This is a genomic window from Kitasatospora sp. NPDC056531 (genome assembly GCF_042794375.1).
Classification (GTDB): Bacteria; Actinomycetota; Actinomycetes; order Streptomycetales; family Streptomycetaceae; genus Kitasatospora.
The window spans coordinates 63,427-76,444 of sequence record NZ_JBHTTU010000021.1 but is presented as its reverse complement, the minus strand read 5'-3'; the positions used below and the strand labels follow the sequence as shown (position 1 = coordinate 76,444).

Here is a 13,018-nt window from a genome sequence, read left to right as displayed (position 1 = left end):
TCCCTCGACTCCTCACAGCGGCTTGCCGTAGCACCGGTTGACGACCCGGTAGCCGAGCGAGTCGTAGAGCCGGACGGCGACCTCGTTGCCGGAGAAGACGTTGAGGCCGAGCTCGCGCACCCCGGCGGCCAGGCACTCGCGTTCGGCGAGCAGCATCAGGGTGCGACCGTGTCCCCGGCCCCGGTGGGCCGGGGACACCTCCACGACCATGACCCAGGCGAGCGGAGTGCCGTCCGGCAGCTCCCGCAGGTTCAGCTCCACCCAGAGCGAGCCGAGCGGCTCCGGCGCGCCGTCGGCGCCGTACAGGCGGCGCAGGGCCGCGCCGGGGCTGCCGGCGCCCTGCTGGAGCACGTTCCGGTGGTCCAGCCGCGACTTGGCGCGGGCCTGCTCCTCACTGAGGCCGGAGTCCATGAGCGAGGCGACGTAGCCCTCCGCCGCCCGGTCGAGCCAGGCCGGGAACTCCGCGGCGCCGATCGGGCGTACGGTGACGCCGGCGGGAAGGGCGGGGGCGGTGGCCAGGCTCTTGCCCAAGTTCCGCATCCGCTCGGTGTAGCCGAGGGTCGCGGCGAGCCCGCGGGCGATCGGGGCCCGCTCGGGGACGTTCACGTCCACCCGGGTGCAGCCCCAGCTGCGCAGCACCTCCTCAGCGGCCAGCGCGCCGAAGGTGCCGCGGCCCCGGCCGCGGCCCTCGAAGACCTCCAACTCCGATATCTCGCCCCAGAGTTGGTTGCCGTGCCGGGCCGAGGTGGTGCGCAGTGCGCCGACCGGGCGGCCGTTCGCCAGGATCCGCCAGCGTCTGGTGCGGCCGCCGGCGATGGTGGGTGTCTCCGGGCCCTCGGGGCGCAGCGTGGTGGTCATGTGGTGCTCCCTTCCCCTAGCCGGGAAGGTTATCCGCGCTGCGCGTCGCCGCTGTCCGTACGGGGATCACGGGTCGAGGTCGTCACCGCTGCGCTCGGCAAAGACGGCCATCGCCTTGGCGGTGACCGGCCCGGTGCCGGGCAGTTCGCGATCGTCGACGCGGGTGACGGCCTGGACGTCGCGGGTGGTGGAGGTCAGGAAGATCTCCTCGGCGTCCTGGAGGGCGCTGAGCGGGAGGTCCGTCTCCTCGGCGCCGCACCAGTCGATGACCAGCTGCCGGGTGATACCGGCCAGGCAGCCGGAGGCGAGGGTGGGGGTGAGCAGGCGGCCGCCGAGGACCACGAAGACATTGGAGCCGGTGCCCTCGCAGAGCCGGCCTGCGGTGTTGGCGAACAGGGCCTCGGAGGCGCCGGCGCGGTGGGCGGCGGCCAGGGCGACCACGTTCTCGGCGTACGAGGTGGTCTTGAGGCCGGCGACGGCGCTGTGCTCGTTGCGGCGCCAGGGGACGACGGCGACGGCGGTCTCGTCGGGGCGGCGGTTGATGGCGCCGAGGGCGACCACGAGGGTGGGGCCGGCGGTGCCGCGCTCGGAGCCGAGCGGGGAGTTGCCGCCGGTGTAGGTGACCCGCAGACGGCCGAGCGGGGCGGGGTTGGCTTCGAGCACCTGGGCGCAGGCCTCGCGGACCAGGTCGTGGTCGGGGTCGGGCAGACCGAGGCCGCGGGCGGAGCGGGTGAGCCGGTCGAGGTGGCGGGTGACGGCGAAGGCCTGGCCGTCGACGGCCTTCATGGTCTCGAACACGCCGTCGCCGGTGGTGAGTCCGTGGTCGAGGACGGACAGGGCGGCGTCGGCGGAGTCGACGAGCGTCCCGTTGACCCAGCTCGTGGTGCGGTTGTGCATCGAGGGCTGCTCCTAGACGGCGGGTGGGGACTACGCCCCGGTCGGGTCGATTGCGCTGCCCGACGCTATCGCGACCAGCCGGGCGGCCTTCAGTTCGGTTTCGTCCCACTCGCGCTCGGGGTCGGAACCCCAGGTGATGCCGGCGCCGGTGCCGAAGCGCAGGACGGGTGCCTGCGGGTCCTGCCGGTCGAGCCAGAAGGTGCGGATGCCGACGGCGAGTTCGCCCTCGCCGCGGTCGGCGTCGACCCAGCCGACGGCGCCGCAGTAGGGACCGCGCGGGGCTGTCTCCAGGGCCTCGATGATCCGTAGGGCGCTGGACTTGGGGGCTCCGGTGACCGAGCCGGGCGGGAAGGTGGCGGCGAGGAGCTCGGGCCAGCCGTCGCCCTCGCGCAGGGTGCCCTCGACGGTGGAGACCAGGTGGACCAGGCCGGGGTGCTTCTCGACGGCACACAGGTCGGGGACGGTGACCGTGCCGGTCTCGCAGACGCGGCCGAGGTCGTTGCGGACCAAGTCGACGATCATCACGTTCTCGGCGTGGTCCTTGTCGAGGAGATCCGCCTCGGTGCGGCCGGTGCCCTTGATCGGGCCGGAGGAGACGGTGCGGCCGGTCCGGCGCAGGTAGAGCTCCGGGGAGGCGGTGGCGATCTCGACGCCGTGCTCGGGCAGCCGGATGGTGCCGGCGTAGGGGGCGGGGTTGCCGTGGGCGAGCAGGCCGGTGAGGGCGTCGATGTCGCTGAGGCCGGGGTCGGGCAGCGGCGCGGACAGCACCCGGCAGAGGTTGGCCTGGTAGACCTCGCCGGCGGCTATGTGCTCGCGGATGCGGCGTACGCCCGCGGTGTAGGCGGCGCGGTCCAGGGAGCTGTGCCAGCTGCCGGCGTCCGGGCCGCGCCAGCCGGCGCCGGAGGGCGGGGCGGGGGCGGGGCGGACCTCGTCGAAGCGGGCGCAGGTGAGTCGGCCCTCGAAGTCGTAGGCGACGGCCCAGTACCCGGAGGAGTCGAGCGCGGCCGGGTCCGAGGTGACGTCGCGCAGTCCGGTGGCCAGGCGGCCGCCGAAGCGGGCGAGCGGGGTGCGGGGGTCGGGGTGGCCGGACACGGTTCTCCTGCGCGGTGGTGCTGGGGGCGGCGGTGCCTGAAGTGTAGGTCGGGGGGCGCGGGCCTGGTCGGGCTCGCGCCCCGCGTTACGAGCAGCTGTGTGCGTCGCGCGGGTGTGCGTCGGATGGCCTGCGGATGATCGTCCGGAAGCGCCGCAGGTGGCGGCCGGTGACGGGTCCGGAGGGCTGACGGGACGGCACGCGGCGGGCACCCCCACGGCACGCTGCGGGAACGGATTTTTAGCTGGCCCGGGAATCCGCTAGAGTTCAACACGTCGCCGGGGAGCGCAGCCGCAGGAAAGCGGTGAAGATCCCGGGAGACAGGCGGACGTGGCTCAGTTGGTAGAGCATCACCTTGCCAAGGTGAGGGTCGCGAGTTCGAATCTCGTCGTCCGCTCGATGGAGAACAGTGTAAGATCGTTCTTCATGTGTTGCCTGGTGGAGTGGCCGAGAGGCGAGGCAACGGCCTGCAAAGCCGTGTACACGGGTTCAAATCCCGTCTCCACCTCCAAGAGGCTCACCCGGTTCCTCCGGGTGACCTCCCCGCGCGATTAGCTCAGCGGGAGAGCACTACCTTGACACGGTAGGGGTCACTGGTTCAATCCCAGTATCGCGCACGTCGGATCCTTCGGGGTCTGCTGCAAGACCGCCTCATCGGGCGCGATTAGCTCAGCGGGAGAGCACTACCTTGACACGGTAGGGGTCACTGGTTCAATCCCAGTATCGCGCACAGTAACGGACCCTCCGGGGTCTGCTGCAAGACCGCCTCATCAGGCGCGATTAGCTCAGCGGGAGAGCACTACCTTGACACGGTAGGGGTCACTGGTTCAATCCCAGTATCGCGCACAGTAACGGACCCTCCGGGGTCTGCTGCAAGACCGCCTCATCAGGCGCGATTAGCTCAGCGGGAGAGCACTACCTTGACACGGTAGGGGTCACTGGTTCAATCCCAGTATCGCGCACAGTAACGGCCGGGGCCGCGATCCGTATGGGTCGCGGCCCCGGCCTTTTTGTCGTTCCGGTGGTGGTGGCCGGAGGGCTGCCGGAGTGCTGCCGGAGGGCGGCTGGAAAAGAGAAGAGCCGCGTACGGTCGTCCTCACCGACGTCCGTACGCGGCATCTCCGCCTGCCGGGGTGCTCTGCGGACCGCTCCTCGCCCGTCCGCGTGTCATCGCGGCCGCGGCCTCCCCGGCGGCACCGCTCCCCGTCCCCAGGGGACCAGTGCCCGTTCTGGTGTTCCTTCCTCAGCGGCCGATCAGGTTGGCCACGGCTTCGGCCTGGTTGGCCATTTGGTCCCACCCGCCGAACAACAGCACCAGGACCACGGCGCACGGCAGGGCCATGGCCAGCGCCACGGCGGGGTGCCGGGTGGGCTGCTCGGCGGACTGGGGCTGGATGAAGGCCGACCGACGGCGGCGGGGGGTTCCCGTCTGCTGCGATGCCATGGGCCCTGCTCCTGATCCGGTCGAGTTGGCGCGGTGGACGGCTTACCTCGGGGGACGAGCTCCCCGTCCACCGCTGAGCACAACGCTATTGGTCAGGGGGCCTTTCGGGCGTCATGCCGTCGTACTGTTCCTCGGGCATCCCGGAGGATGACGCTCAGACTCAAGGCGTACTACCGGAGGGGGAGACAGCTCATTCGCCGCCCCCGGGGGAACCCTGAGGGGCAACCCCGAGAAACGATTCGGCATCCCTGCGACCTGCAGCTCAATGCAAGATCCGACAATCGCACGATGGCTTGAGGTGTTGCGTATCAGCACACCGCAGCGGGCAGTCCGTAAGCTGTGCCAGACAGGAACTGACGATGCCCCAACCGACGGGGCCTCACCCACAGGCTGACGGGGAACGAGACATGGCGATGATGCGGCTGCGGCGTGAGGACCCCCGCATCGTCGGGCCGTACCGCCTGCACCGGCGACTGGGGGCCGGCGGCATGGGCGTGGTCTACCTCGGCTCCGACCGCCGGGGGCAGCGCGTCGCCCTCAAACTGATCCGCGCCGAGCTCGCCGAGGACCAGGAGTTCCGCACCCGCTTCGCACGCGAGATCGCCGCCGCCTCCAGGATCCGGGGCGGCTGCACCGCCCGGGTCGTCGGCTCCGACATCGAGGCCGACCGGCCCTGGCTCGCCACCGCGTACGTGCCCGGGCCCTCGCTCTACAAGCAGGTCGGCGACGAGGGGCCGCTGAGCTGGCCCGAGGCCGCCCGGATCGGGGCGGCGCTCGCCGACGGCCTGGTCAAGGTGCACGAGGCCGGGGTCGTCCACCGCGACCTCAAGCCGTCCAACATCCTGCTCTCCCCGCGCGGCCCGCGGATCATCGACTTCGGCATCGCCTGGTCGCGCGGCGCCAGCACCCTCACCCACGTCGGCACCGCGGTCGGCTCCCCCGGCTTCCTCGCGCCCGAACAGGTGCGCGGCGCGGCCGTCACCCCGGCCACCGACGTCTTCGCCTTCGGAGCGACGCTCGCGTACGCGCTCACCGGGGACACGCCGTTCGGGTCGGGCGCCTCCTCCGAGGTGATGCTGTACCGGGTCGTCCACGAGGAGCCCGACCTGTCGGCCGTCCCCCCGCAGCTCGCCCCGCTGATCCGGGCCTGCCTGGCCAAGGAGCCCGCCGAACGGCCCGGCGCGGCCGCGCTGCATGAGCGGCTCAGCGAACTGGCGGCGCGCGGTGCGGCGGCGGCTGCCGCCGGTGGCGGCGGGCGCGGTGCCCGGCGAGGGGCCCCGACCGCTCCGCCCGATGCGGCGCAGGATCCTGCACACGAGGGTGCCCGGCAGGGTGTCCCGGCGCCCGGGCGCTCGTCCGAACCGGCCGCTCCGGCACGGGCCAGAGCCGCGGCCGCCGGTCGTCCCGGCGGGCAGGCGGCCGGAGCCTCGGCGCGACGCCCGGCAGCACCTCCCCAGCGGCCCGAGGCGACACCGGTGACCCACCCGCTGAGGGCCCGACCGCAGACCCCGCCGCCGGCCCGACCCCGGCCCCGGGACCGGCAGCACACCCCGGCTCCCGGCGGGCGGCCCGGCACGGCACGGCAGCGGCTGCTGCGGCAGCGGCTGGTGGTCTTCGTCACCGTGACGATCGGTGTCGCGCTGGCCATCGCGGCGGCGCAGGGCTGCGAGAACCGCGGCAACCAGGGGATGCGGCCGCTGGTCGGACAGACGGCGACGGCGAACACCGGAGGTCACGGGGGCGAGCAGGCGGTACCCGGGATCTCGATGGACGTCGCCCAGCAGACCACGGCGACCCCGGCCCCGGCGACCCCGCTTCCGGCAACACCGCCTCCGGCGGCTGCTGCACGGGGTGGTGCGGGGGACGGCGCACTGGCGCCCGCGCAGGGGCCCGGGCCGGTGGTGGACTGGCCGAACCGCAGCTACCCCGACGGAGCGGGCAAGGCCTCCGTCGCGCTGAAGGACGGGCACTCGGCCGGGGTCGGGCCGCAGATCGCGCTGAGCACGGTGCTGCCGGCGCGGTACAAGGGCCAGCCGGCCGCGGTCGTCGTGCTGCGGCGGGCAGAGGGGTCGGCGCCGGTCGACCTCGTCCAGCTCTACACCTTCACCGGGGACAGCCCGGTCGCCGCCACCTCCCGCACCTCGACGGCCGACCCGCAGGCCACGGCCACCTGGCGCCTGGACGGCAGCGCCGTCGTCCGTGAGGAACGCGTGGCCGCCACCGGCGCGGTCACCTCCACCCGCTACACCGTCCGCACCGATGGCACCCTCGACGAATCCTGGCCCGGCGCCGGCGCCTCCGGCGGCACCGGCCTCACCACCCCGCCCCCGGCCGCTGCCCCGGCCCCGCCGACTGCCCCGACGGGCTGAGGTGCCGGGCGGGGACGCGAAAAGTCGGTCCCGCCGACTTCTGGTGCCGGCTGGCCGGGAGGCGTTCGACGGGTTGGCGCGGCCCGTTTTCTGCGCGGCTCCGGGGCACGGGAAGTCGGCCGAACCGACTTCCTGTGCGGCGGGCCCCACTCATCCTCGGAATGCGCGCCGCATCTGACACACGGCAACGGGGAGCTCCCGCCCGACCGGGCGCCGGCCGACCGGGAACTCCTCGCCACGCAACGGTCAGGAGACCACCGCTGTCAGTCGTCGCCGCTGCCGACCACGGCGACAGCCCGTATCTCCACCACCAGCTCGGGGAGCGCCAGCTGGGTCACACCGACCGCGGTCCCCGAGGGATACAGCCTGGGGAGGTACTCGTCCTTCACCCGGCTGAACACCTCCATGTCCCCGCGGAGGTCGGTGTGGAAGGTCGACAGGTCGACGATGTCGGCCAAGCTCGCTCCCGCGCCCCGGAGGGCGGACTTCACACCTTCGAACGCGAGCCGGGTCTGGGCCTCCACTCCGTCGGCGGGCGTCAGGGTGGCGGTGTCGATCCCGACCTGTCCCGACACCCAGACCAGGTCACCGACACGTGTCGCCTGCGAGAAGTGCAGCGTGTCGTGGATCGCCTGAGTGGGGGGCGGGTTGATCAGTTGACGCTTCATGTCGTGAGTACTCATGGCGGGGTCCGTTTCAGACGAGCTTGCGGAAGACGGACGAGCGGAACGGGTCCCCCGGGTTCAGCTTCGCCATCTCCTCGACGAAGAGGACGCCGTTGCGGGCGAAGGGGGTGCCCCTCCACGTCCGGCAGGGTACGGAACACCGCGTCGTCGCCGAAGAAGCGGAGGACCAGCGTGTGACGGTCCGGGCAGCCGGCGTCGACGGCGGGGCCACTGTGCAGCGAGCGGGGGTGGATCACGACGACATCGCCGGGCTCGGTCGCCCACGAGGCCACGTCGTAGGCGTCGGGGTCGAGCGCGCGCTCGGCTTCCACGTCCGGCAGGCGGGGCAGGGAACCGTCGCCGAAGAGGGGCTCGGTCGGGTCGTCGGGGTTCGCGAAGGTGGTGCCGTCGTACTGGACTCCCTGATGGGAGCCGCGGACGACCTCCAGCGAGTACTGCTTGGTGAGCGGCTGGAACGTGATCCACGCGTTTCCCCAGTGCTCGCCGGCCCACGGCAGGTAGGCGGGCAGGGCGGACCAGCGGGGCGCGGGGCGGAGCGGCCCGCACGACCGTGCGTTCCGGCCCGTCCAGGAGGAGCGCGTTGTGCACGACACCGATGCCGCTCCGCACGTCGTCGGGGGTATGGCCCGGGTAGGCGCCCCGGGTGGCGGTCGCGGTCAGACGGCCGACGCCGGTCCATGAGTCCAACGCCACGGTTCCGAAGCGGAGTGCTCGGTGGAGGGCCGGGACGTCGCCATCACACGACTCCGACTCCCTTGATGAGGTCGGCCGCCTTCTCCGCGGCCATGATCGTGGGCGCGTTGGTGTTGCCGCGCGGCACCGTCGGGAAGACGGAGGCGTCGACGACCCGCAGGCCCGCCACGTCGTACACGCGCAGTTCGGGGTCGACGACCGCGCCGATGGCGCAGGTCGACGTCGGGTGGTACAGCGTCTGGCCGATCCGCTGCGCCCAGTCGAGGATGTCGGCGTCGGAGGAACCGGGGGTTGGCACTTCGAACGGTCCCGTGACGACGTCGGTCACCGCCTGCTGCGCGGCTACGTCCAGGGCGATCCGGACCCCGGCGACGATGCACTCCTGGTCCTCCGGCGTCACCAGGTAGTTGTGCCCGATCCGGGGCGCGGCGTCCGGAAGGGGCGAGCGCAGGGTCACCGCGCCGCGGCTGGTCGGGGCGAGCACGAGCGGGCCGAAGGCGAAGCCGTGCTCGGTGGCCGCGCCGAGCCCCTCCTGGTGGAAGAGCACGGGCGCGGCGTGGAACTGCACGTCGGGGACGTCCAGTTCGGGACGGCTCCGGAAGAATCCGCCGGCCTCACCGATGTTGGACGTCAGCGGGCCGCGCCCCTCGCTCTGCAGCAGCGCGGCGTTCGAAGCGGTGGCCGCGCTGATCAGCGACTCGGCGTCGGTACGGAAGTTCAGCATCGCCATGTAGTGGTCCTGCAGGCCCTGGCCGACCGGAAGGTCCCGCACGACGTCGATGCCGAAGGCGGCCAGGTCGGCGGCGGGGCCGATCCCGGACAGCATCAGCAGCTTCGGGGATTCGTACGCACCGGCCGACAGGATCACCTCGCGCTCGGCGCGAATCACCTCGACGGCACCGCCGCGGTCCACCTCCACGCCAGTCGCCCGGCCGTTCTCGATCACCACGCGGCGGGCGGGAACCGAGGACAGCACGGTGAGGTTCGTACGGTCGAGGGCGAGGTGCAGGTAGGCGACGGCCGCGCTGCAGCGCAGGCCGCCCCGCTGCGTCAGCTGGTAGCGCCCGACGCCGAACTGGTCCGTGGGCCTCCATGTAGCCGAGCAGTCGGCAGAAGTGTTCGCTGACCAGGTCGACCTTGAGCGTCCAGGAGAGGTTCGTGTAGCCGAGGGCGAAGACGAGGTTCGGCACGCCGGAGAGCATCATCGCTTTGTACGCCGTCGTCTCCGGCGGACTCACCGGGTGACCGTCGACCGCCAGCCGGATCTTGCCGAAGGGCGACATGACGAGGCCGGTCGCGGTCACGATGACGTCGGCGTCCAGCTCCTGACCTGATTTCAGCAGGATGCCGGTCTTCGTGAACCGTTCGATGTGGTCGGTGACCACGGAGGCCCGCCCGGCGGAGATCGCCTTGAACAGATCGCCGTCGGGTACCGGACAGAGCCGCTGCTCCCACGGGTTGTAACGCGGGGTGAAGTGGGTGCCGACGTCGAAGTGCCGGGGCAGTTGTCAGCGCACGTTGGCGATCAGCAGCCTGCGCATCAGCTTCGGGGCGCGCAGGGACGCCTTGTGGACCCCGCGCGTGAGGAGGATGTTCTTGCGCCGGACGACCTTGTGCGCGCGCTTGTGGCCGAGGAGTTTTCTGAGCGTGTTGGCGATCGCGTCCTCGGCGGGGGACGAGAAGATGTAGCCCGGCGAGCGCTGGAGCATCGTGACGTGACCGGCCGTGCCGGCCATCGACGGGATCAGCGTGACCGCCGTGGCACCACTGCCGATCACGACCACGCGCTTGCCCGTGTAGTCCAGGTTTTCCGGCCAGTACTGCGGATGGGCCACTTGACCCTCGAACTCCTCGACACCGGTGAACTCGGGTGTGAAGCCGGCGTCGTGGTCGTACATGCCGGTGCCCAGGAAGAGGAATCGTGCGGTGAACTCGGCCGTCTCACCCGTGTGGGAATGGCGGGCGGTGACGGTCCACCGTCCTTGTGCGGACGAGAACTCCGCGCTGAGCACCCGGTATCCGAAACGGATGTGCTCGGCCAGCCCGTTCTCGGCGACGGTCTGCCGCAGGTAGTCCAGGATGATGTGCCCGTCGGCGATCGACTTGCGGTGAGTCCACGGCTTGAAGCCGAAGCCGAAGGTGGGCATGTCCGAGTCCGAACGGATGCCGGGATACGTGAACAGGTCCCAGGTGCCGCCGACGGAGTCGCGTGCCTCGAGGATCGCGAGTGACATGAAGGGGTGGAGGGCTCTGAGGTGCGAGGCCGCCCCGATTCCCGAGATGCCGGCTCCGATGATCAGCACATCGACGTCCGCAAGCGGTGACGTCCTGCCGGTGCTCGTGATCTTCACTGGTGGCTCCCGCCCGGGGTGATGAGGGACTGCGGGGTGTGGGCGCGCGCTGCTCGGGCCCTGCCGACGCCGTTCCGGCTGAGATCGGCCCGGGCGAGCGCCTTCTTGTGCACTTCGTCGGGGCCGTCGGCGAACCGCGGGGGCCGCCGACGGACAATCCTCAATGTCGAATCGACTTCGAATTTAGGGTCGATTCGAGCGCTGTCAATGCCTTCGACAACGGGACGTTCGAGTGTCACTGGTGCGATCTCGAATCGTGTTCGGGAAGACCCCGACGGCATCTACACCCTGTCGCCCGCGCGTGGTACAGCGCCGAGGGACGGAGCGCAGGCGAGCGATCCTCGATGCCGCCGGGGCGGATGCCGACAGGTGACGCTCACGTGAGCTCACGCTTCAGGATCTTGCCAGTGGCGGTCATCGGCAGGTTCTGAACGATCTTCACGACGCGCGGGTACTTGTGGCCGGCCATCTACTCCTTGCCCCAGGCGACGAGTGCGGCGGACGTGGCCTCGGCGCCTGGCGCGAGGATGACGAACGCCTTGATCTCCTCGCCGTGGCTGTCGTGCGGCACGCCGACCACCACGGCGAGGCTGACGGCCGGGTGCGTCATGAGGACTTCCTCGACCTCGCGGGGGTAGACGTTGAAGCCGCCGCGGATGATGAGGTCCTTGGAACGGTCGACGATGTAGTAGAAGCCGTCGGCGTCCTTGCGGGCCAGGTCCCCGGTGCGGAATCAGCCGTCCCTGATCGCCTCGGCCGTCGCTTCGGGACGGCCGTAGTAGCCCTTCATCACGTTGTGGCCCTTGACGGCGATCTCACCGACGGCACCGATCTCCGTGACCTCGGTCCAGTCCGGGTGGATCAGCTTCAGTTCCACGCCCCAGATCGGAACGCCTGTCGAACCGGGACGCGGCTCGCGTTCGCTGTCGCTGAACGTGGCCACCGGGCTCGTCTCGGACAGGCCGTAACCCTCCAGAACCGTGACGTTCAGGCGTTCCTTGATCTGCTTCAAGAGCTCCACCGGTAGCGCGGCGCCGCCGGAGATGCCCACCCGGAGATTGCGGGCGATGCGCTCCACGTCGATGTCGTCGGTCAGCGCCCCGAGAAGGCCCCACCACATCGTCGGTACGCCGGCGAAGAAGGTGATCTCCTCGCGGTGCATGAGCTGGACGGCCTGCTGTGCGTCGAAGCGCGGCACGAGGTGGAGCGTGGCGGCCATGGAGAAGCCCGCGTGCATCTGCACGGTCGCGCCGAAGGTGTGGAACAGGGGCAGACAGAGCAGATGGCTGTCGGCGGCCGGCCTGCTCGTGAAGAGCCGGTTGCTGGCCAGTGTGTTCATCATCGTGTTGGCATGGGAGAGCTCGGCTCCCTTCGCCGTTCCGGTCGAGCCGGAGGTGTAGAGGATGATCGCGGTGTCGGTGGCCTCGGTCGGCACGGTCTCGAACCGGGTGCTGCGGCCGGCGGTCGCCTGGGCGAACGTCTCCGCGCCGGCGATCGGGCTCGCTGCGGCCGGACCCGCGGTGATGAGGAAGAAGTGCTCGACGCTGTCGACAGCGGTGAAGGCGGCGAAGCCCTCGGTCCCCATCGGCAGCTCCGGCGTCCCTTCGAAGCAGAAGTACGCGACGACGTCGGCGTCCTTGAGGTGACACGTGATCTCGCGGCTCTTGAGGAGCACGTTCAGCGGCACCACGACGGCGCCCGCCTTGAGGATCCCGTAGTAGACGACCGGGAACCACAGGACGTTCGGGCAGCTCAGCGCCACCTTGTCGCCCGGCCGGATACCCCGCTCGACGAGCAGGTTCGCGACCTGGTTGGCGGCACTGTCGACCTCGCCGTAGGTCAGACGGCTCGTTCCCATCACGAGTGCGTCTCGCGTGGGGTACCTGCGGGCGGAGTCCTCGAGAAGGACGGAGAGATTCAGCATGGTGTTCTTCCGGTGCGGGTGAGACACGGTCCGTGGCAGTCCGGCTCGGGCAGCGTCGTCGATGTCGCCGCCCGAGCCGGACCGTGCGGTCACACATAGATGGACTTGATTTCCAGGTGGGCGTCGAGGGCTTCCGGCCCGAGGTCACGACCGCTGCCGCTGGCCTTGACCCCGCCGAAGGGTGCCGCGGCGTCGGACAGGTAGCGGTTCACGCCCACGGTGCCCGTCCGCACGCGCCGTGCGATCGATCGGCCGCGCTCGGGGTCCCCGGTCCAGATCGCCCCACCGAGCCCGTAGGCCGAGTCGTTGGCGATGCGCACCGCGTCGTCGTCGTCCTCGTAGGCGATCACCGACAGAACCGGGCCGAAGATCTCCTCCTGGGCGATGGTCGACGCATTGTCGACCTCGGCGAAGACGGTCGGTTCCACGAACCAGCCCTTCGGCTGGGATGCCGGGCGTCCGCCGCCGACGGTGATCCGCGCGCCCTCGGCCTTTCCCTTGGCGATGTAGCCCTCGACCCGGGCATGCTCGGAGTACGGCGACGGCGGCCCTGCTAGGATGCCGATTCTTGATCGACTTTGCTCTTCCGACCGGGGCGTGACATGGCTAAGCGGAGCAGTGACGGGTCGAGACCCGCCACCTCGGCGGGCGGCACACCCACCGCCCATCAGGCACCGGCCCGACCGGAGGCCGTACTGCAGCGACG

The 13,018-nt window shown here is 71.1% G+C and carries 11 protein-coding genes, 6 tRNA genes and 1 pseudogene; 7 read left to right on the top strand and 11 right to left on the bottom strand.

Annotation, left to right across the window (positions count from 1 at the left end):
* Window positions 1–12: 12 nt before the first annotated feature.
* The 3 genes from ACFQ87_RS19850 to ACFQ87_RS19840 form a co-directional block, all read right to left on the bottom strand.
* Complete coding sequence (locus ACFQ87_RS19850; protein WP_380612071.1) at window positions 13–858, bottom strand: GNAT family N-acetyltransferase; 846 nt, start codon at window positions 856–858, stop codon at window positions 13–15.
* A gap of 66 nt (window positions 859–924) precedes the next feature.
* Entirely contained in the window at window positions 925–1,755 is an 831-nt protein-coding gene (locus ACFQ87_RS19845; RefSeq protein WP_380612070.1) for an aminotransferase class IV, read from the bottom strand.
* A 30-nt stretch (window positions 1,756–1,785) separates the two neighbouring features.
* A complete protein-coding gene (locus ACFQ87_RS19840; RefSeq protein WP_380612069.1) occupies window positions 1,786–2,847 on the bottom strand; it encodes a chorismate-binding protein in 1,062 nt (353 codons plus the stop codon).
* A 322-nt stretch (window positions 2,848–3,169) separates the two neighbouring features.
* Here ACFQ87_RS19840 and ACFQ87_RS19835 point away from each other — a divergent pair.
* From ACFQ87_RS19835 to ACFQ87_RS19810, 6 genes are all read left to right on the top strand, one after another.
* A tRNA-Gly gene (locus ACFQ87_RS19835) sits at window positions 3,170–3,242 on the top strand.
* Between the two features lie 40 nt (window positions 3,243–3,282).
* A tRNA-Cys gene (locus tag ACFQ87_RS19830) sits at window positions 3,283–3,356 on the top strand.
* A 34-nt stretch (window positions 3,357–3,390) separates the two neighbouring features.
* Window positions 3,391–3,462 (top strand) — tRNA-Val (locus ACFQ87_RS19825).
* 41 nt (window positions 3,463–3,503) lie between these two features.
* A tRNA-Val gene (locus ACFQ87_RS19820) sits at window positions 3,504–3,575 on the top strand.
* A 44-nt stretch (window positions 3,576–3,619) separates the two neighbouring features.
* Window positions 3,620–3,691, top strand: a tRNA-Val gene (locus ACFQ87_RS19815).
* Between the two features lie 44 nt (window positions 3,692–3,735).
* A tRNA-Val gene (locus tag ACFQ87_RS19810) sits at window positions 3,736–3,807 on the top strand.
* Between the two features lie 281 nt (window positions 3,808–4,088).
* On the opposite strand, the gene ACFQ87_RS19805 is transcribed toward ACFQ87_RS19810, so the two are convergent.
* The gene (locus ACFQ87_RS19805; RefSeq protein WP_380612067.1) at window positions 4,089–4,289 is read right to left on the bottom strand and encodes a hypothetical protein; all 201 of its coding nucleotides are present in this window, start codon (window positions 4,287–4,289) and stop codon (window positions 4,089–4,091) included.
* 407 nt (window positions 4,290–4,696) lie between these two features.
* Here ACFQ87_RS19805 and ACFQ87_RS19800 point away from each other — a divergent pair.
* Window positions 4,697–5,959, top strand: a pseudogene (locus tag ACFQ87_RS19800) (serine/threonine-protein kinase); the annotation flags it as partial.
* A gap of 962 nt (window positions 5,960–6,921) precedes the next feature.
* Here the strand turns inward: ACFQ87_RS19800 and ACFQ87_RS19795 are convergent.
* The 7 genes from ACFQ87_RS19795 to ACFQ87_RS19765 all read right to left on the bottom strand — a co-directional run bounded on the left by ACFQ87_RS19795 (window position 6,922) and on the right by ACFQ87_RS19765 (window position 12,980).
* Window positions 6,922–7,341: a RidA family protein gene (locus ACFQ87_RS19795; protein WP_380612066.1), complete on the bottom strand. Its 420-nt coding sequence runs from the start codon at window positions 7,339–7,341 to the stop codon at window positions 6,922–6,924.
* On the bottom strand, window positions 7,338–7,937 hold the full coding sequence (locus ACFQ87_RS19790; RefSeq protein ID WP_380612065.1) for a phytanoyl-CoA dioxygenase family protein: 600 nt from the start codon (window positions 7,935–7,937) through the stop codon (window positions 7,338–7,340). Before ACFQ87_RS19790 ends, ACFQ87_RS19795 begins: the two co-directional genes overlap by 4 nt.
* 143 nt (window positions 7,938–8,080) lie before the next feature.
* On the bottom strand, window positions 8,081–9,073 hold the full coding sequence (locus tag ACFQ87_RS19785; protein ID WP_380612110.1) for a GMC family oxidoreductase: 993 nt from the start codon (window positions 9,071–9,073) through the stop codon (window positions 8,081–8,083).
* Window positions 9,074–9,545: 472 nt separating this feature from the next.
* Entirely contained in the window at window positions 9,546–10,388 is an 843-nt protein-coding gene (locus ACFQ87_RS19780) for a flavin-containing monooxygenase (protein WP_380612064.1), read from the bottom strand.
* 469 nt (window positions 10,389–10,857) lie between these two features.
* A complete protein-coding gene (locus ACFQ87_RS19775) occupies window positions 10,858–11,046 on the bottom strand; it encodes a hypothetical protein (protein WP_380612109.1) in 189 nt (62 codons plus the stop codon).
* Window positions 11,047–11,121: 75 nt separating this feature from the next.
* On the bottom strand, window positions 11,122–12,312 hold the full coding sequence (locus tag ACFQ87_RS19770) for an AMP-binding protein (protein WP_380612063.1): 1,191 nt from the start codon (window positions 12,310–12,312) through the stop codon (window positions 11,122–11,124).
* A gap of 89 nt (window positions 12,313–12,401) precedes the next feature.
* Window positions 12,402–12,980, bottom strand: coding sequence for an aldehyde dehydrogenase family protein (locus ACFQ87_RS19765; RefSeq protein ID WP_380612062.1), 579 nt, complete (start codon window positions 12,978–12,980; stop codon window positions 12,402–12,404).
* Between the last annotated feature and the right edge of the window lie 38 nt (window positions 12,981–13,018).